The organism is Nonomuraea sp. CA-218870 (assembly GCF_050936535.1).
GTDB lineage: Bacteria > Actinomycetota > Actinomycetes > Streptosporangiales > Streptosporangiaceae > Nonomuraea > Nonomuraea corallina.
On the sequence record NZ_JBNJMN010000001.1, the window covers coordinates 1,111,406 to 1,129,654 of the forward strand.

18 protein-coding genes are annotated in these 18,249 nt (G+C 72.0%); 8 read left to right on the forward strand and 10 right to left on the reverse strand.

The features are described 5' to 3' along the window. Positions 1-86: 86 nt before the first annotated feature. The 8 genes from ACQEUU_RS05630 to ACQEUU_RS05665 all read right to left on the reverse strand — a co-directional run bounded on the left by ACQEUU_RS05630 (position 87) and on the right by ACQEUU_RS05665 (position 9,475). A complete protein-coding gene (locus tag ACQEUU_RS05630; RefSeq protein WP_433061203.1) occupies positions 87-1,115 on the reverse strand; it encodes a GNAT family N-acetyltransferase in 1,029 nt (342 codons plus the stop codon). Beyond that, complete coding sequence (locus ACQEUU_RS05635) at positions 1,112-2,020, reverse strand: glycosyltransferase family 2 protein (RefSeq protein WP_433061206.1); 909 nt, start codon at positions 2,018-2,020, stop codon at positions 1,112-1,114. The genes ACQEUU_RS05630 and ACQEUU_RS05635 overlap by 4 nt, the downstream gene beginning before the upstream one ends. Continuing rightward, a complete protein-coding gene (locus tag ACQEUU_RS05640; protein ID WP_433061209.1) occupies positions 2,020-2,682 on the reverse strand; it encodes a polysaccharide deacetylase family protein in 663 nt (220 codons plus the stop codon). Before ACQEUU_RS05640 ends, ACQEUU_RS05635 begins: the two co-directional genes overlap by 1 nt. 52 nt (positions 2,683-2,734) lie before the next feature. Continuing rightward, positions 2,735-3,625: an NAD-dependent epimerase/dehydratase family protein gene (locus ACQEUU_RS05645; protein ID WP_433061212.1), complete on the reverse strand. Its 891-nt coding sequence runs from the start codon at positions 3,623-3,625 to the stop codon at positions 2,735-2,737. Positions 3,626-3,637: 12 nt separating this feature from the next. Further along, positions 3,638-4,630, reverse strand: coding sequence for a hypothetical protein (locus ACQEUU_RS05650; protein WP_433061214.1), 993 nt, complete (start codon positions 4,628-4,630; stop codon positions 3,638-3,640). A gap of 173 nt (positions 4,631-4,803) precedes the next feature. After that, a complete protein-coding gene (locus ACQEUU_RS05655; RefSeq protein WP_433061217.1) occupies positions 4,804-5,874 on the reverse strand; it encodes a 2-oxoacid:ferredoxin oxidoreductase subunit beta in 1,071 nt (356 codons plus the stop codon). Continuing rightward, positions 5,871-7,751, reverse strand: coding sequence for a 2-oxoacid:acceptor oxidoreductase subunit alpha (locus ACQEUU_RS05660; protein ID WP_433061220.1), 1,881 nt, complete (start codon positions 7,749-7,751; stop codon positions 5,871-5,873). Before ACQEUU_RS05660 ends, ACQEUU_RS05655 begins: the two co-directional genes overlap by 4 nt. Before the next feature lie 248 nt (positions 7,752-7,999). Further along, the gene (locus tag ACQEUU_RS05665; RefSeq protein WP_433061223.1) at positions 8,000-9,475 is read right to left on the reverse strand and encodes a polysaccharide deacetylase family protein; all 1,476 of its coding nucleotides are present in this window, start codon (positions 9,473-9,475) and stop codon (positions 8,000-8,002) included. Positions 9,476-9,579: 104 nt separating this feature from the next. On the opposite strand from ACQEUU_RS05665, the gene ACQEUU_RS05670 reads away from it, so the two are divergent. The 6 genes from ACQEUU_RS05670 (at position 9,580) to ACQEUU_RS05695 (ending at position 13,952) form a co-directional block, all read left to right on the forward strand. Beyond that, entirely contained in the window at positions 9,580-9,951 is a 372-nt protein-coding gene (locus tag ACQEUU_RS05670; protein WP_433061226.1) for an NADH-quinone oxidoreductase subunit A, read from the forward strand. Between the two features lie 32 nt (positions 9,952-9,983). Continuing rightward, on the forward strand, positions 9,984-10,514 hold the full coding sequence (locus ACQEUU_RS05675; RefSeq protein WP_433061228.1) for an NADH-quinone oxidoreductase subunit B: 531 nt from the start codon (positions 9,984-9,986) through the stop codon (positions 10,512-10,514). Further along, positions 10,511-11,053 carry an NADH-quinone oxidoreductase subunit C gene (locus ACQEUU_RS05680; protein WP_433061231.1) on the forward strand — a complete coding sequence of 181 codons (543 nt, stop codon included), beginning with the start codon at positions 10,511-10,513 and terminating at the stop codon, positions 11,051-11,053. Before ACQEUU_RS05675 ends, ACQEUU_RS05680 begins: the two co-directional genes overlap by 4 nt. Continuing rightward, a complete protein-coding gene (gene nuoH / locus ACQEUU_RS05685; RefSeq protein WP_433061234.1) occupies positions 11,046-11,987 on the forward strand; it encodes an NADH-quinone oxidoreductase subunit NuoH in 942 nt (313 codons plus the stop codon). Before ACQEUU_RS05680 ends, nuoH begins: the two co-directional genes overlap by 8 nt. A 56-nt stretch (positions 11,988-12,043) precedes the next feature. Further along, complete coding sequence (locus ACQEUU_RS05690) at positions 12,044-12,994, forward strand: hypothetical protein (protein WP_433061237.1); 951 nt, start codon at positions 12,044-12,046, stop codon at positions 12,992-12,994. 196 nt (positions 12,995-13,190) lie between these two features. After that, the gene (locus ACQEUU_RS05695; RefSeq protein WP_433061239.1) at positions 13,191-13,952 is read left to right on the forward strand and encodes a GNAT family N-acetyltransferase; all 762 of its coding nucleotides are present in this window, start codon (positions 13,191-13,193) and stop codon (positions 13,950-13,952) included. 35 nt (positions 13,953-13,987) lie between these two features. Here ACQEUU_RS05695 and ACQEUU_RS05700 read toward each other — a convergent pair whose 3' ends face one another. After that, a complete protein-coding gene (locus ACQEUU_RS05700; protein WP_433061242.1) occupies positions 13,988-14,665 on the reverse strand; it encodes a TetR/AcrR family transcriptional regulator in 678 nt (225 codons plus the stop codon). A 55-nt stretch (positions 14,666-14,720) separates the two neighbouring features. Between ACQEUU_RS05700 and ACQEUU_RS05705 the strand changes: the two genes are divergently transcribed. Further along, positions 14,721-15,524, forward strand: a complete 804-nt coding sequence (locus tag ACQEUU_RS05705; protein ID WP_433061244.1) for an SDR family NAD(P)-dependent oxidoreductase — start codon at positions 14,721-14,723, stop codon at positions 15,522-15,524. Positions 15,525-15,583: 59 nt separating this feature from the next. Here ACQEUU_RS05705 and ACQEUU_RS05710 read toward each other — a convergent pair whose 3' ends face one another. After that, positions 15,584-16,702, reverse strand: a complete 1,119-nt coding sequence (locus ACQEUU_RS05710; RefSeq protein ID WP_433061247.1) for a serine/threonine-protein kinase — start codon at positions 16,700-16,702, stop codon at positions 15,584-15,586. Positions 16,703-16,940: 238 nt separating this feature from the next. Here ACQEUU_RS05710 and ACQEUU_RS05715 point away from each other — a divergent pair, with 238 nt between their 5' ends. Next, positions 16,941-18,224, forward strand: coding sequence for a 4Fe-4S binding protein (locus ACQEUU_RS05715; RefSeq protein ID WP_433061250.1), 1,284 nt, complete (start codon positions 16,941-16,943; stop codon positions 18,222-18,224). Positions 18,225-18,249: the final 25 nt, after the last annotated feature.

Sequence of the window (18,249 nt, forward strand, 5' to 3'; positions counted from 1 at the left end):
AGCGTGCTGGACCGCTGGACCGTGCCGGTGGAGGCCGTGCGCGATCTTCCTCCCCACCGGATATGTCGGGCATGTCCATTGGAACGTTACGTACGTGTCCTAGTCCGGACAGATCTTGCCGCCGCCCGGGCCCTGGCCATCGCCACCGCCGCCGCCCGACGGGCCGGGTTCCGCGTCACCAGGCCCTGGCACACCCAGGTCTCGCCGGTCTTGGCCCGCCGCTTGTACTCGTCCTCGCCCCTGCCGAGGTCGATCCGGCAGACGCCGAGCGCTGGGGCCGCGGCGACCAGTTCGCGCAGCAGCATCCAGCCCGGTGACAGCCGAGCGAACTCCGGGTCGTACACCGGGAACCACCAGTGGAGCACCCCGCCCGCACGCAGCCCGAAGTGCGCGGCCACCAGCCGCGGCCCGGCGTGCAGCGTGGACAGCACCCCGCCGAACGACCCGTCGCGGGCGTCGAGCAGGCTCTCCAGCAGCCGCACCCGGTCCGGCTCGGCGAAGTGGTCGGCCGCGCCGGTGGCCGCGTACTGCGCCCGCTTGAGCGCGATCACCAGCGCGAGCGCGTCCCGGTCCCGCGAGTCCGCCTCGAACTTCACCGTCCCATGCTCCCGCTCGGCCTTCGCGGCCCGCCGCCGCGCCTGCCCCATGTTGTCCCTGCCGCTGCGCGAGGCCCGCCCCAAATAACCGGGCAGCCCTCCGGTGACGTCCAGGTACGGCGACGGCCTGCGGCCCAGCACCCACGGCCCGAACCCCGGGGCCGCCTCCACCAGATGGTCGAAGGCGTACGCGGCGGCCCCCTCCGACAGCAGGCCGAGCGGCCGGAACGGCGTGCCAGGGGCGAGCACCGGACCTTGGAAGTCCGCGCCCGGCCAGCCGACCGGCCGCAACACCCGCCCGTCGCGGTGGTGCGGCACCAGCGCGTCGATCCCACCGTCGCGCGTGCTCACGGCCACGTGCACGGCCCGCCCGCTCGCGTGCACGGCGGCGGCGAAGCCGGGATGGAAGTACGGGCTGTCCAGCGCCGGGTTGGCCGCCCGCAGCGCGTGCCAGGCGTCCAGCTCGGCGGCTGAGAGCGCGTCGAACGGCACCACCCGCAGGGCCGGGGCGCGGCTCATTGCGGCAGCGCCGTCATCCGGCGCGACGGCCGCACCAGGGCCGCGACGGAGGCGCGCGAGGTGCGCCGGCCCGCGAGCGCGCGTACGGACTCGCCGCCCAGCACCGCCAGGTAGTAGGCCAGCCCGGCCAGCGGCCCGTGCCGCCGCCGGTACAGGCGCACCTTGTTGACCACGAGCAGGGCGGCCAGCACGGGGTCGACGCCGGAGTCGCCGCCGAGGTGCTCGATCACGGACGCGGGCTCGTACCAGGTGACCCAGCCCAGGTCGGCGGCGCGCAGGCAGAAGTCCGTCTCCTCGCTGTAGAGCAGGAACGACTCGTCCCACGGCCCCACCTCGCGGATCACCCGGGGCGAGATCAGCATGGCCGCCCCGGTCGCCCAGGCGAACGCCCCCGGCCGCTCGTAGTCGCGCGGGTCCGTCACCAGCTCGCCCAGCCGGCCCAGCCACCCTGCCCGGGTGCCGCCGATCACCGCCTCCACCAGCGCCCGCCCCACGGTCGGCCGCCGGCGCAGCGACGGCTGCAGCGAGCCGTCCGGGTTGAGCATGCGGGGCACCGCGATGCCCCGGCCCGGTTCGCGCAGGCACTCCAGCAGCGGCGCCACGGCCCCGAGGCGCAGCCGGCAGTCGGGGTTGAGCACGTAGACGCCGTCGACCGCGTCCAGGTCGAGCGCCGCGATCCCGGCGTTGACCGCCGCCGCGTACCCCGCGTTCCTGCCGACAGGGACCATCCTGACCGGCGGACCGGCCCGCTCGGCGACGGCGGCCGAGTCGTCCCGCGAGGCGTTGTCGGCCACCACCACGTCCGTCAGCTCCACCCCTTCGGCCCCGGCGGCGAGCGAGTCCAGGCAGCCGCCGAGCACGCCGGCGCTGTTGTAGGTGACGATCACCACGGCGACCCGGGCCATCAGCGCACCCGCTTGTACAGGCGCATCGCCAGCTTGGCCGCCCGGCGCTGCAGCGGGAGTCCTCCGTCGAGCATCCGCGTGATCCAGCCGCGGTCCAGGTCGTGGCGGAGGCTGGTGCGCGGCTGCAGCCAGGCGCCCGGCCGGGCCCGGCCGCCGTCGCTGGTGTACGCGCGGGTCACGCCCATGCTCCTGAGCCGGTTGAGCACCGACCGGTCGTAGGAGCCGAACGGGATCGCCACCCGCGACACCGGCTCGCCGACGAGCTGCCCCAGCAGGTGGTGCGCGGCCGACAGCTCCTCGGCCGCCTCCCTCGGGCCCAGCGTGCGCCAGTCGCGGTGGGCCCAGCCGTGCGAGCCGATGCGCATGCCCGCGCCGAGCAGCTCGCGCACCCCTTCTGAGCTCAGCCGGCCCGGCTCGCCGAGCAGCCCGGCCAGCACGAAGAACTCGGCCTTCAGCCCGCGCTCGACCAGCCGCGGCAGCGCGATCTCCACGTCGGAGGCGTTGCCGTCGTCGAACGTGAGCCGCACGTCGGGCCGTCCCGCCACGGCGTCCACCACCTGCTCGAACTGCGCCACGCTCACCCAGGTGTCGCCCTCGCCGGGATCCAGCTCGCGGATGGTGCGGCCGATGCCGTGCACGGTCAGGTTGGTCACCGCACGCATCCCGCCCCCTGCGTCAGTCGTCAGGAGGGATATCGCTGCCCCGGATGGGGTGTTACAGGTGCTTTGCGTACCAGGCGACGGTTCGGCGCAGTCCTTCCTCCAACTCCGTTTCCGGCCGCCAGCCCAGCACCCGCTCCGCCGGGCCGGGGTCCGAGCGCTGCGTCCGGTCGAGCGGCCGGGCCGCGACCGCGCCGAACCGGGGCCGCCCCGGCCCGCCCACCACCCGGGCGAGCAGCTCCACCGTGTCGCGGATGGAGACCGGCTCGGCCGTGCCGACGTCGAGCGCCATCCCGGCCGCCTGTCCCGATCCGGCCAGCACGAACGCGTCCACCACGTCCTCCACGTACACCCACGTCACCATCCGGGCGCCCGAGGTCAGCTCCGGGTCCCGGCCGCGCAGCAACTCCAGCGTCGCGTACGGGATCAGCCGCGAGGTCTCCCGCTGGCCCGGCCCATACACCATCGCCACCCGCAGCACCGACACCGGCACCTGCCAGAGCGCGTGGAACATGCGCGCGTAACCGGTGGCCGCCGCCTTGGCGGCCGCGTACGGCGAGCCGGGCGCGAGGCCGTCGCGCGGCTCCTCCACCGACCCGGCCAGCACCACGCCGCGTACGGGAGCGCCGACGACGGCGGTGAGCAGGTTGACCGCGGCGGTGAGGTTGGCCGCCAGCGTGGGCGCCACCACGCCCGGCTCGCGCACCCCGGTCACCTCGCTGGCCAGGTGGAAGACCACCTCGGGCGCGATCCGCTCGACCAGCCTCGCGGCGGCGGCCGGATCGCTCAGGTCGGCGGCGTGCCACCGTTCGCCGTACGCGGAGATCTCCGGCGGACGGCGGCTGACCGCGTGCACCCGCGCCCCGAGCAGGGCCAGCCGCCTGACCAGGTGCGCCCCGATGAACCCGGTCGCGCCCGTGACGAGCGCCGGCGTGCCGTCCCACATGTGCCACTCCCGCTAGTCGTGCCGTTCCGGTTCGGGGATCGGCCCGCCGGTGTCGTGCCACACGTTGCCGCCGTCCCCGCTCAGCTCCGTCTCGGTGCTGAGCAGGATCGGGCAGTCGTACGCGGAGGCGCGGCCGAACCGGTTGCCGGTGACGCGCTGGCCGCGCAGCGGACGGCCGAGCGGTGTGTGGTCGAGGTTCACCACGCACGCGCCGCCGTCCAGGTAGTTGTCCTCGACGCGCAGGTCGTCGGCCGAGGACTGGACGGCGGCGTTGGGGTCGCGGGTGGTGGACAGGTCGATCGTGTTGTGCTCGATCGTGACGCCGGTCTGTCCGGCGAAGGCCTGCACGCCGTCGTTGTGGGTCGGGCCGCCGCCCTGGTCGGGGTCCGAGGCGAACCAGCCCAGGTCGTGGATGTAGGAGTCGCGGACCACGGTGCCGGTGTGCGCCTTGATCCCGTCGACCGTGCCGGTGAACTCCGACCGGAGGATGGTGGTGCGCGCCGCCCAGAGGCCGTCGACCGACGGCGACGGGTGGGCCGGATGGAACTCCGAGTCCTCGACCACGGTGTCGCGGGCGTGCTCGGTGTCGAGCAGCGGGCGCGTCCGGTCGGCCTTCCCGCCGAGGAAGCGGCACTTCCTGAACGTGACGCCGCGCGCGGTGACGGTCACGAAGCCGCGGAACTCCTTGCCCTCGACCACCTCGCCGTCGGCGGCGAACGTCCGGTCACCGGCGACGACGTCGAGCCGGACGCCCGGCGGCACCCCGGTGCTCGCCGCGTCCGGAAACCCGTCCGGCACGACGCGCACCGGCACCGGAAGGCCGGGCGACCCGGTCGAGCGCTGCTGAGGGCCGGGCGAGCCGGTCGAGCGCTCCTGCGGGCCCGGCGAGCCGTCCGGCCGGTCCCCGGGGCCCGGGGCGGCGGCCAGCACCGCGACGACCACCAGAGCGACGACCACCAGAGCGACGACGCCCGCCGCGCCGACCCCCCACCACGCCTTCGCCACCCCGGCATCCTCACCCGGGACCCGCCACCCGCGCCACCCCGCTCCGAGCGGTCACCGATGTCGCCTGCCGCCGGGCCAGGGAGTTCGGCATGCTCTGCTTCGTCAGCGATCGGCTGCTCTCACGCGTCTGAGGCGCCGCCGGAAGCCGGCGACGCCTCAGATGCGGGCCGGGTTCAGCCGATGCGCCAGGTGTCGCCGCCTGTCAGCAGCCCGGCCAGATCGCCCGGCCCCTTCTGCGCCACGGCCTCTTCCAGCTGGGCGGCCATCAGCGTGTCGTAGGACGGCCGGTCGACCTGACGGAAGATCCCGATCGGGACGTGCTCGAACGCCGGCTCGTCCAGCCGTGACAGCGCGAACGCCACCGACGGGTCCGGGCGGTGCGCGTCGTGCACCAGGATCCGGTCCTCCGCCACGCCGTCGCGGGCCACGACGTCCAGGCCGCCGTCGGCGGCCCGGACGACGGCCTTGGACGCCGAGACGATCGGCCGGCCGTGCTCCAGCCGCAGCGTGATGTCGTCGCGGACCTCGGGGTCCTTGAGCGGCTCGAAGGCGTTGTCGTTGAAGATGTTGCAGTTCTGGTAGATCTCCACCAGCGACGCGCCGCGGTGCGCGGTCGCCTCCCGCAACACCGACTGCAGATGCTTGCGGTCGCTGTCCAGGGTGCGGGCCACGAACGACGCCTCCGCCCCCAGTGCCAGGGAGATCGGGTTGAACGGCTTGTCCAGCGACCCCATCGGCGTCGACTTGGTGATCTTCCCGACCTCGCTGGTGGGCGAGTACTGGCCCTTGGTCAGCCCGTAGATCCGGTTGTTGAACAGCAGGATGTTGAGGTTGACGTTACGGCGCAGCGCGTGGATCAGATGGTTGCCGCCGATCGACAACGCGTCACCGTCACCGGTGATCACCCACACGCTCAGATCCGGCCGGGAGGCGGCCAGCCCGGTCGCGATCGCCGGAGCCCGGCCGTGGATGGAGTGCACCCCGTAGGTGTTGAGGTAGTACGGGAACCGGGAGGAGCAGCCGATCCCGGAGACGAACACGATGTTCTCGCGCTTGAGCCCGAGCTCGGGCAGGAAGCTCTGCACGGCGGCCAGGATGGCGTAGTCGCCGCAGCCGGGGCACCAGCGCACCTCCTGGTCGGACTTGAAGTCCTTCAGGCTCTGCCTGGCCTCGGCCCTGGGCACCAGCGACAGTCCCTGACCCTTGCCAGAGCCGGTGCTGGTGCCGTTGATGAGTTCAGTCACTGTCGATCACCACTGTCGTCACTGTCGCTGCTGTCGCCACTGTCGATCACGTCCTGGATCACTCCGGCCAGTTCCTCGGCCTTGAACGGGAGCCCGCGCACCCGGTTGTAGCTGATCACGTCGACCAGGAACCGGGCCCGCAGCAGCAACGCCAGCTGACCCAGGTTGATCTCCGGCAGCAGCACCTTGTCGTAGCGCCTGAGCACCTCACCGGTGTTGGCCGGCAACGGGTTCAGATGCCGCAGATGCGCCTGGGCGACCTTGCCGCCCGCCGCGCGCACCCGCCGCACCCCGGCCGCGATCGCGCCGTAGGTCGACCCCCACCCCAGCACCAGCACCCGGGCGTCCCCGCCGGGATCGTCCACGGCCAGATCGGGCACATCCACACCGTCGATCTTGGCCTGCCGCAGCCGCACCATCCGGTCGTGGTTGTCCGGGTCGTAGGAGATGTTGCCGCTGCCCTCGGCCTTCTCGATGCCGCCGATCCGGTGCTCCAGCCCCGGCGTGCCCGGCACCGCCCACGGCCGCGCCAGCGTGTCCGGATCGCGCAGGAACGGCAGGAAGGAGCCGTCCGGGCCGTTGGGGGTGGTGGTGAACGGCGCGGAGATGTCGGGCAGGGCGTCGATGCCGGGCAGCCGCCACGGCTCGGAGCCGTTGGCCAGATACCCGTCCGACAGCAGCATCACCGGCGTGCGGTAGGCCACCGCGATCCGGGCCGCCTCCAGAGCCGCGTCGAAACAATCGCTGGGTGACATGGGGGCGATGACCGGCAGCGGGGATTCGCCGTTACGGCCGAACAAGGCCATCAGCAGGTCGGTCTGCTCGGTCTTGGTCGGCATCCCGGTCGAGGGGCCGGCCCGCTGCACGTCGACCACGATCAGCGGCAGTTCGGTGGTGACGGCCAGGCCGACGGTCTCGGCCTTCAACGCCACGCCGGGCCCGGAGGTGGTGGTCACCCCGAGCGCGCCGCCGAACGCCGCGCCCAGGGCGGCGCCGACTCCGGCGATCTCGTCCTCGGCCTGGAAGGTGCGGATGCCGAACTGCTTGTGCTTGGACAGCTCGTGCAGGATGTCGGAGGCCGGGGTGATCGGATACGAGCCCAGGAACAGCGGCAGCCGGGCCTGGACGGCGGCGGCGATCAGGCCGTAGGCCAGCGCCTGGTTGCCGGAGATGTTGCGGTAGAGGCCCGGCGCCAGCCGGGCCGGTTTCACCTCATAAGACACCGAGAACGACTCGGTGGTCTCGCCGTAGTTCCAGCCGGCCTGGAAGGCGGCGATGTTGGCCTTGGCGATCTCCGGCTTACGCGCGAACTTGGTCTGCAGGAAGCTGACGGTGTGCTCGGTGGGCCGGTGGTAGAGCCATGACAGCAGCCCGAGCGCGAACATGTTCTTGGCGCGTTCGGCGTCTTTCTTGGAGATGTCGAAGTTCTCCAGGGCTTTGACGGTCAGGGAGGTGAGGGGGACGGCGTGCAGCCGCCATTCGGCCAGCGACCCGTCCTCCAGGGGGTTGGCGGGGTAGCCGACCTTGGCCAGGTTGCGTTTGGTGAACTCGTCGGTGTTGGCGATGATGTCGGCGCCGCGGGGCAGGTCGGCCAGGTTGGCCTTGAGCGCGGCGGGGTTCATCGCGACGAGCACGTTGGGGGCGTCGCCGGGGGTGAGGATGTCGTGGTCGGCGAAGTGCAGCTGGAAGCTGGACACGCCGGGCAGGGTGCCGGCGGGGGCGCGGATCTCGGCGGGGAAGTTGGGCAGCGTGGACAGGTCGTTGCCGAACTCGGCGGTGCCGGCGGTGAACCGGTCGCCGGTGAGTTGCATGCCGTCGCCGGAGTCTCCGGCGAACCGGATGATCACCCGGTCGAGTTGCTGAACCTGCTTGGTCACAGCTCGGTCCTCCTCGACGCGCCTGGGCGCGTTCGCTTCTGGCGCGTTCTCTTTTCCATGCTAGATCCTCAGGAGGTCGCGCGTTTGCACACCGCCCGAAGCGGGTAAACGCGGTGAATTCAGAGTGCGGCGGCGACAACAGAGGTGCGACACAGCCCTGCGGCGAGCCTGCAGAGGTCTACATGCAGGCGTGCGAAGAGGACAGTTCGGGTCACGATCGCCAACTATACGTCCCCCCGCCACTTCTGCTACGTCAGGGGCTCCTTGCGCACGGGTGCGATCCCTGACTTGTAGAGGTGCCCGGCCTGCATCCCTGCCGCCCCGTACAACTCTGGAACGGTGACGAAGGTGTATCCCTTCCCGGCGAGCCGTTCGAGAATGTCCGGAACGGCGGAGACGGTCGTGCTCCGCGTGTCGTGCAGGCGCACGATGGCGCCGGGGTGCGTCCGGTTCACCACCCGGTCGGAGATCTCGCCGGCGTCCAGGTCGCGCCAGTCGGAGCTCTCGACGTCGGCGTCCACCAGCGACAGCCCGAGCTCGCGGGCGACCGTGCGCAGCTCGGGGCCGACCGACCCGTACGGGGCGCGGACGAGCGTCGGGCGCCGGCCGATCGCCGCGGTCACCACGTCCTGAGTGCGGGTCAGCGAGTCGGCGATCTTGCTGGAGGGCAGCCGCGCCAGGTCGCGGTGCTCGTACGAGTGGTTCCCGACGAGGTGGCCCTCGGCGCTCATCCGGCGCAGCAGCTCCGGCGCGGCGGCCGCGTTGCCGCCGACGGCGAAGAACGTGGCGCGGGCGCCGGCCTCCCGCAGCGTGTCGAGCAGCCGGCCCGTCTCCGGCCCCGGACCGCCGCCGAAGGTGAGCGCGACGCACCTGGCCTTGGTGCAGTCGACGGTGCCCGCGCGGTTGCTCGCGGCGGCGGGGGCGGGGGAGGACGACGCCTGGGGCTCCTTCACCGCCACCCGCTGCCCATGCAGGCGGGCGGTCTGCTGGGCGCGCCGCCCGGTGTCCGACAGCAGCGGCCACACCCGACCGGCGGGCACGGCCTCGGCCAGCCTGCCGAGCGAGCACGGCGCGATCTCGCACTCGTCGAACTCCACGACCAGGTCGCCGTCCCGGTTGAAGGCCATCGAGTCGAACCGGTCGGGATCGGGGATCACCTGATCCCGGTCCACCTCGGGCCCGCGGTCCCGCAGCCCGGCCGCGACCAGGTGAGCCACCTCGCGCAGTGCGGGGCCGCCGTTCAGCAGGCCGGTCGAGTCCACGGCCCGGCGGGCGCGGGTGTCGTACCAGAGCGTCGTGGTGGCGTACTCCCAGCCCGAGCCGTGGGAGCGGCCGGCCCGCAACCGCACCCCGATCGCCTCGCCGGCGGCGACGAGCTGCCAGTCGACGTTCAGCTCGAGCGGGGTCAGCTCGGGTGAGGTCAGGTCGGGCGAAGGCTGCTGCCCGGCGGCGCTCTCGCGGAACTCGCTCAGCCGCCGCCGCGCGTCCTCGCGCAGTCTCTCGCTGAGCGGCTCCGCGCCGCTCAGCTCGGGGTGGCTGAGGTGCGCACGCCTGGTCAGGGCGTCGTCGCCGCTCAGGGTCCGGGGTGTCAGCCCCGGGACGCCGGCGGGGTCGACGAAGTCGATCCTGGTGGGGTCGGCGGGGAGCCGGCCGTCCCGCGGGGGAGTGGCCGAGGCGAGTCCGCAGCCGGAGGCCGCCAGGGCCAGCAGGAAGATTCCTCCCATAGATCGAACTTTTGGCATGTATGTGAGCATATGTGGCAGATCTTGTGATTTGCCTGGATTTGGAGGTATAGGGCGTTAGCCTTGACTGGGTTACGATCGCGTTCATGGACGGCTACTACGGGTCCTACCTGCTGGTCGCCGCCCTGCTCGCGATCGGCGTCGCGATCGTGGCCGGGGCGCTCATGGTCAACCGGCTGCTCCGCCCGACCCGGCCCACGCCCGACAAGCTGACCAGCTACGAGTGCGGCGTCGACCCGGTGGGCGACGGCTGGGCCCAGTCCCAGGTCCGCTACTACGTCTTCACCTACCTCTACGTGGTGTTCGCCGTGGACGCGGTCTTCCTCTTCCCCTGGGCGACCGTCTTCGACGCGCCCGGCTACGGCCTCACCACACTGGTCGAGATGTTCGTCTTCCTGGGCTTCATCGCCCTCGGCATCCTCTACGCCTGGCGCAAACGCGTCCTGACCTGGACGTAGCCCTCCTCCCTGATCCGCGCAACAATGGCAGCATGGCAGCGACGGATCTCCCGATGCCGACCGTGGGCCCCATCTCGCGGCTCGCGCCCAAACCCATGCGGTTCGTGCTCAACTGGGGCCGCCGCTACTCGCTGTGGGTGTTCAACTTCGGGCTGGCCTGCTGCGCGATCGAGTTCATCGCCACCTCGATGAGCCGCCACGACTTCATCAGGTTCGGCGTCATCCCGTTCGCCAACGGGCCGCGCCAGGCCGACCTGATGATCGTCTCCGGTACGGTCACCGACAAGATGGCCCCGGCCGTCAAGCGCCTCTACGAGCAGATGCCCGACCCCAAGTACGTCATCTCGTTCGGCGCCTGCTCCAACAGCGGCGGCCCCTACTGGGACTCCTACTGCGTCACCAACGGCGTCGACCAGATCGTGCCCGTCGACGTCTACGTGCCCGGCTGCCCGCCCCGGCCCGAGGCCCTGCTCCACGGCATCATGAAGCTGCAGGAGAAGATCGCGGAGGAGAACCTCGGCGACCGCTACCTCTGGTCGCGTTCCCACGGGGAGGACGTGTGACCGGGTTCCCCGCCGGGCCGCTCGCCGGCCGCGCCGAGGTCACCGACTCCTTCGGCGACACCGTCGTCGACGTCGCCCCCGGCGACTGGATCGAGCTGCTCACCTACGTCCGCGACGAGCTGGGCTACGCCTTCTTCGACTGGCTCACCGGCGTCGACGACCCGCCCGGGGCTTTCCAGGTGGTCGTCCACGTCTACAACCCCGACACCCGCGAGCGCCTGCTGCTGCGCACCGGCGTGCCGCGCGACGACCCGCGCCTGCCCACCGCCGTCGGCGTCTACCGGGGCGCCGACTGGCACGAGCGCGAGACGTACGAGATGTTCGGGGTGATCTTCGAGGGCCACCCGCACCTGGTGCCGCTGCTGCTGCCCGACGGGTTCGAGGGCCACCCGCTGCGCAAGGACTTCGTGCTGGCCGCCCGGGTCGCCAAGCAGTGGCCCGGGGCCAAGGAGCCCGGCGAGTCCGGCCACGGCGCGCCGAGCCGCCGCAAGACTCTGCCGCCGGGCGTGCCGGCCGACTGGGGGTCACCTGATGCTTGACGTGGTGCTGCACTTCGCCGTGATCCTGGTCATCTTCCTCGCCCTGCCGCTGATCGTGGGGCAGACCGAGCACAAGGTCATGGCCCACATGCAGTCCCGTCTCGGCCCCATGTACGCCGGTGGGTTCCACGGGTGGGCCCAGCTCATCGCCGACGGCGTCAAGTTCATGCAGAAGGAGGACGTGATCCCGGCCGCCGCCGACCGGCGCGTCTTCATGATCGCTCCGGGCGTGGCCCTGGTGCCCTACCTGGTGGTGCTGATCGCCCTCCCGCTCGACGACGGGTTCGTCGGAGTCGACCTCGACGTCGGGCTCTTCTTCGTGCTCGCCGTCATGGGCGTCGGCGTGCTCGGCTCGATCATGGCCGGATGGGCGTCGGCTAACAAGTACTCGGTGCTCGGCGGCATGCGGGCGGCCGCCCAGCTCGTCGCGTACGAACTGCCGCTGGTCCTGGCCGCCTCCTCCGTCGCGATGGCCGCGGGCACCCTCTCGCTGCCCGGCATCGTCGAGGCGTGGCAGTGGTGGTGGCTGCCGTGGCAGGCGATCGGCGGCGTGGTCTTCTTCGTCGCCGGGCTGGCCGAGCTGCGCCGGCCGCCGTTCGACATGCCGATCGCCGAGTCCGAGATCATCATGGGCCCGATGACCGAGTACACCGGCATGCGCTTCGCCCTGTTCATGCTCTCCGAGTACGCGGGCATCGTCGTGGTGTCGTTCCTGACCACCGTGCTCTTCCTCGGCGGCTGGCAGGGGCCGCTGCTGCCCGGCTGGCTGTGGACGCTGGTCAAGGTGTTCGCCCTGGCGTTCGTGGTCATCTGGGTGCGCGTCACCTTCCCGCGGCTGCGCGAGGACCAGTTGCAGAAGCTCGCCTGGGCCGGCCTGGTGCCGCTGGCACTCCTCCAGCTCGCCATCACCGGGGTCGTCCAGGTCCTGGTCTGAAACTCCCGGTGCCCTCCGTTCGTCTGACCGTACGGGGCCCTTTTCGAGGGGGTTCGATGACGTACCGCTTGACTCCGATCGGCCCGGCTGTCGACGGCGGCCCGGTGCCGGAGACGGTCCTGACGTGGGACGGCCCGATGCTGGTGGCCACCGCCTGCGACGATTCCGTACGGGTGCGGCCCGCGATGCTCTACCACTACCGCTACGACCGGCGGCAGGCCGGGAGTGACGGGCAGCGGGTGACCGGCCTGGCCGCGCTCGACCGCGACGGCCTGGTCCTGCTGGACCTGCCCGGCGCCTGGCCGCAGGAACAGGTGATCGGCTTCGGCACCGTGGCCGGCGTGCCGGTCGACGGCTGCCGGTTCGAGGTCTCGAATCGGGTACGCGCCCGGCTGTCCGGCCGCGCCCCCGGGTGGCGGCGGGTTCTCGGCGTGCCCCCGCCGAAGCCGTCACGGTGGCGGCTGCCGCTGATCTACGCGGCCGGGGCGGTGGGGCTGGCGGTGATGGTGTACCTGGCCTCGGTCGGCGCCTGGGCGGCCTGGCGCGGGCTGTCGGTGCTCGGCCGGGTGCTCATCGATCTGGTCGAGGTGAAGTGGCTGGTGGTCGCGTTCAGCCCGCTGCTGCTGGCGCTCCGCCCGATCAAGGCCCGCTGGCGCCGGTACGAAGCGAGCAAGGGCATGCGCGCCGGCCCGCTGCACGGCCCCAACCTGGTGATCGGGGCCTCGAAGGAGCTGGAGATCCACAACATCGGGGAGGAGCTCGCCCCGCTGGAGATCGGCAGAGCGCCCGGGCGGGCGGCCGGCATGCTCGCGTACCAGTACGAGGACCGGTCCGGCCTGTTCATCCTGAACCATGCCGGCAGGCCCCTGCACCACATCCCCGGCCCGTGGCCGCCTGAGGACCTGCACCGCCTCGCCGCCGGCAACGACATGAGCCTGTCGGTGTTCCGGCTCAGCCGCGAGGAGTACGTCGACCTGGTCAGGACGTCCAGCCACGGCTCCCCGTGACCATGGGATCCGTCTTGGTCGGGATGTGCGGCCACGGCTCTCCGCGACCGCGTCCCCTGTCTTGGCGGGATGTGCGGCTACGGCTTCCACGACCATGCTCCCTGGCGGCCGGGACGGGTCTCGCTTGTCGGGCGCTGCGTGTCGGCCCGCGGAAACCTCGTTGCGCCTTCCCTCGCCGTGGTGCTGAGCTGGCGGCATGAACCGTGACGAGGCGCTGGCCGCGTTCGACCGCGGGCTGAGGCGGGACGCCCGGCCCATCAGCCCTGGTGACCGTGTCGAACGGGTGGGCCGGGTGATCCGCTACCTCGGGGACGGGTGGGACTGCGTCATCTGGTCGGACCTCGACGACGCCACGGCCGATGCCGAGATCGCCGCCCAGGTCTCGTCCTTGACCTCGCCGGGGCGCGGGTTCGAGTGGAAGCTCTATGCCTACGACCGGCCCTCGGATCTGCCGTCCCGTCTCCTGAAAGCCGGGTTCGTCCCCGGCGATGAGGAGACGCTGATGGTCGCCGAGATCTCCGACCTGGACACGGAGGTCGCGCTTCCCGGCGGTGTCAGCCTTCGTCCGGTCACCACGGATGCCGACGTGGACCTCATGATGTCGGTGCACGACCAGGCGTTCGGCACCTTCTCCGACCTCGCCCCCGCGCTCCGGGCCCAGCTCGCCGCGGACACCTTGGTGGCGTTCGTGGTCATGGCCGGGGACGAGCCGGTCAGCGCCGCCCGTATGGAGCTTTATCCCGGTACGGGGTTCGCCGGCCTGTGGAGCGGCGGCACCGTCCCCGGCTGGCGCGGCCGCGGCCTCTACCGGGCCCTGGTCGCCTCCCGCACCCGCATCGCCGCCGCCCGCGGCTACCGCTACCTCCAGGTGGACGCCTCAGCCGACAGCCGCCCGATCCTCGAACGCCTCGGCTTCCACCCCCTCACCACCACGACCCCGTACGTCTACGAGCCCTGACCCCGTTCAGCCCTTCGCGGGCACGCTCACGCCTGTCAGCCGCACCCGCCGAGCGCTTCCCGGGTCTGGGTCGTGGTCATGGGCGGAACGGGCAGGGGCCGGGCCGCTTCGGCGCGCAGGCCGTCGAGGCTCAGGGCCAGGTGCCTGCGCCAGGCCCCCGGCGCGGTCCGGAACGTCGCCCGTACGGTGCCCGCGACCCCCCAGATGACGAACGCCAGGTCCTCCAGCGTCAGGTCCGGCCGCAACACCCCCGCCTCCTGCGCCCGCGCCACGATCCGCCGCATCAGGGCGTGCCCCTCGTCGGTGCCGGACCTGTCGGTGCCCGCGGACTCCCCGGCCTGGACCGCGCTCACCGGCTCCGCCCCCGGAGCCCACCCGCCCCCGCCGGCCCCCGCGATGCGCACGGCGAGCTCGTTGCAGCCCAGATCGACGGACTGCAACTCGCACACCCCGGTCAGGAAGTCGACGAACCCCTGCCACGCGTCGTCCTCGGCCAGCGCGCGTTCGGCCAGCTCGCGCACCGCCGCCACCCGGTCGGCGAACACCGCCTCCACCAGGTCGTCCCGAGTGGGGAACCGGTTGTAGAGCGTCCCGATGCTCACCCCGGCCCGGCGCGCGACCTCCTCCAGAGGCACGTCCAGCCCTCGGTCGGCGAACAGCTCCCGGGCTGCCCTCAGCAGGCGTTCACGGTTGTGCACGGCGTCCTTGCGCATGCCACTCACTCTAGCTATCTTGAGGCCAGTCTCAACTTGAGGAGGACCTCAACTTATGTCCCGCACCGTCGTCATCACCGGCGGCACGAACGGCATCGGCCTCGCCCTGGCCCGCCACTACAGCGAACGGGGCGACCAGGTCATCGCCATCGGCAGCAGCCAGGCAGGCCAGGACCGGCTCCGGCGACAAGCCCCCCAGGCCCGCTTCGACCGGGCCGACCTCAGCTCCGTCAAGCAGACGAACGAGCTGATCGACCGTCTCCGCTCCACGTATCCGGCCATCGACGTGCTGGTCCTGGCCGCCTTCCGCTATCAGCTGTCCAGGGGTGAGACCGACGAGGGCTTCGAACGCACCTTCGCGCTGTCCGTGGTCAACCGCTGGCTCATGAGCCGTGCCCTGCGCCCGGCCCTGGAGCGCGCCGAGGCCCCGGTCGTCCTCGACCTGTGCGGCGTCGGCGGCATCAGGGCAGGCGAGATCCACTGGGACGACCTGCAACTGGAGCGCGGTTACCGTCCGTTCAAGGCCACCATGCAGGGAGCGCGCGCCGCCGAACTGCTGGCCGCCGCCTACGCCGCCGAGCCCGTCCGTTACGTGCTCTACAACCCGTTGTTCGTCGCCACCGGCCTCTTCGAACCCTTCCGCCAGCCCGTACGCGGCCTCGTCAGGCTCGCCTCGGCGCTGTTCGCCCAGCCGGTGTCGAAGGCGATCCTCCCGATGACGGCGCTCATCGACAGCCCGCCGGCCGCTCCGCTCTCCGCGTACGTCCGAGGCAGGCCGGTCGCCTTCACCCCCGACCCCGCCGCCGCCCGGCGGCTCGACGCCGTCATCCGCGACCTGGTGTCCCCGCTGACCGCCTGACGAGCCCGGTCCCGCCTCCCTTACCGGTCAGCCGTGGCGCGCCCCCGGCCCAGCGGTGGTCAGTGGACGATCGCCAGCATCACGTCGGACGCCGAAGGGCGGTCCTCGGGATTCTTGGCCAGGCAGGCGCCCGCCACGCCGCGCACGGAGGGCGGCAGCGGCGACAGGTCCGGATGGTACGTGAGCACCCGGTTGAAGATCGCGGGCACGGTGTCCTCGCCGAACGCGGGCCGTCCCGTGGCCGCGAACACCATCGTCACCGCCCAGCTGAACACGTCGGAGGGCGGGCCCACGGGAGTGCCGGACAACTGCTCGGGCGACATGTAGGCGGGCGTGCCGACCATCTTGCCGGAGGTCACCGTCACCTGGTCGAGCGCCCGCGCGATGCCGAAGTCGATCACCCGGGGACCGTCGTGGCCGATCAGCACGTTGCTCGGCTTGAAGTCGCGGTGGACGACCCCCGCCTTGTGGATGGCCGCCAGCGCCCCGGCTGTGGACAACGCCAGCCGGGTCAGGCCGTCCTCGTCGCGCGGCCCGTGCCGCCGTACGAGCTGCTCCAGGGAGGGGCCTTCCACATACTCGCTGACGATGTAGGCGAACTGGCCGGTGATGCTCACGTCGAGCACCCGGGCTGTGGAGAACGTCGCCACGCGCCGGGCGGCGTCGACCTCCCTGGCGAACCTCGTCCGCGCCGTCTCGTCGACGAGGTCGTGCAGCACCTTGACGGCCACGCGGACGCCGTTGGGCGCCGACGCGAGGTAGACCGCGCCCTGGCCGCCGCGGCCGAGCGACCGCAGCACCCGGTAGTGGCCGATCCACTCGGGCTCTCCTGGGCGACGGTGGGTCGAGGGCGCGGTGGAGCGCTGGTGGAGGTCGGGCGGGGGATAGGCGGTGGGCAGGCCGGTGTGCGGGCGGACGGCCATGGCGGGGCTTCCGGAACGCGCCCTGGCCATCGCGGGCACCAGGATGCCCGAGTGGATCACGCCGCTGATCCAGCCGATGACGAACATGAGGGAGACGATCGAGCTCATCGGCTCGGGAATGTCGTCGAACTGGTCGTACGTGCTGATCATGATGATGAAGACGCCCACGTTGACGGTGTAGAGACAGGCGGCCACGAACTGGCCTGCGCTCCTCAGCCAGAAGGCCGCGAAACCGATCGTGAAAGGCGTCGCCAAACCGCACGAGAACAGGGAGAGGGCAGCCCAGACGACCGAGGCAGCCCAGGCCGCGCCGCTCGGACGGTCCGGATGGTTCAACGACATGGCGAGAGACTACATCCGGGTACTTGTACATATCGGACGGCCGTGATTCTTGTGGATAACTTCGGGCTAGGCTGTGGATGACTGTGGAAAACCTGGGGACAGTGGGCTGGCGCATTCACGGGCGAGGCCAAGTGCGTCATGATGTTGAGCCATGGCACGGATACCGGGCGTAGGACTGGCGAAAGGGCTGACCATCACCCTGCGCCACATGCTGCGCAAATCCGTGACCCAGCAATATCCCGAGGTCAGGCCCGACCTGCCGCCCCGCAGCCGCGGCGTCATCGCCCTGGTCGAGGAGAACTGCACCTCGTGCATGCTGTGCGCCCGGGAGTGCCCCGACTGGTGCATCTACATCGACTCCCACAAGGAGACCATCCCCGCCCCCGAAGGCGGCCGGCCGCGTCAGCGGAACGTGCTCGACAGGTTCGCGATCGACTTCTCCCTCTGCATGTACTGCGGCATCTGCATCGAGGTGTGCCCGTTCGACGCGCTGTTCTGGTCGCCGGAGTTCGAGTACGCCGAGGGAGACATCAGCGACCTTCTCCATGAGAAGGACAAGCTGGCCACCTGGGTCCCGACGGTTCCGCCGCCACCGGCCCACGACCCCGGGGCCGACCCTCCCAAGGAGCTCTCCGCCGCCCCCCGCCGTCCCGCCCGCGCCAAGGCCGCCGAACCGGCCGCGGCCCCTCGCGCCGACGCCCCCGGGCGTACGGCGGAGCAGTCGACCTCCGGCCCGGCGCAGGCCCTCAGCGGGCCGGACACCACGCCCGGCTCGGCACCGGCCCGAGGACCTGCGGCGGCCCGAGGACCTGCGGTGGCCCGAGGACCTGCGGCGGAAGGCGGGGCCGCGTCGGCTGGGGATGCCGCGCAGGCGGGGGGTGTCGCACCGGAGAGCGGCCCCGCGCCGGAAGGCTCCGAACGGGAAGGCTCCGCACTTGAAGGCTCCGGAGCGGATTCTGAAGCAGGTTCCGGAGCGGATTCCGGACGGCGGGCGCCCGAGGCGGCACCGGGTCGCCGGCCGCGCAGGGCCGTGACGAACGTGCGCGGCATCCGGCCGCCCGGCGCGCTCCCGGCGGACAACCCGCCCGGCGCGGGCACCGGGGGCCCCGCGACCCCAACGGCTCCCGAAGCCGCCGGGAGAGGCGCGGACGACACGGGTGCCGAAGCCGGCGACGCGCCCGCGGAGCACCATGGCCGCGGGGCTTCCGACGCTGCCGGCGAGACGTCGTCGGCGGACGAAGGGCCGGCTTCATCCACAGGCGAGGAGCCGGGACCGGAGTTTTCCACAGGCCGGGAGGAATCACGGCCGGAGCATGGCTCGGGGGAGCAGACTTCAGGCGCGAGACCGCGAAGGCGTCGGATGGCAGATCCTCGTTCCATCCGCCCGCCCGGTCGGCTCGGTCATGAAGAGCCAAGGGAGCCCGAGGAGGACTAGTGACCGAGGCGGTGCCCTCCTATTT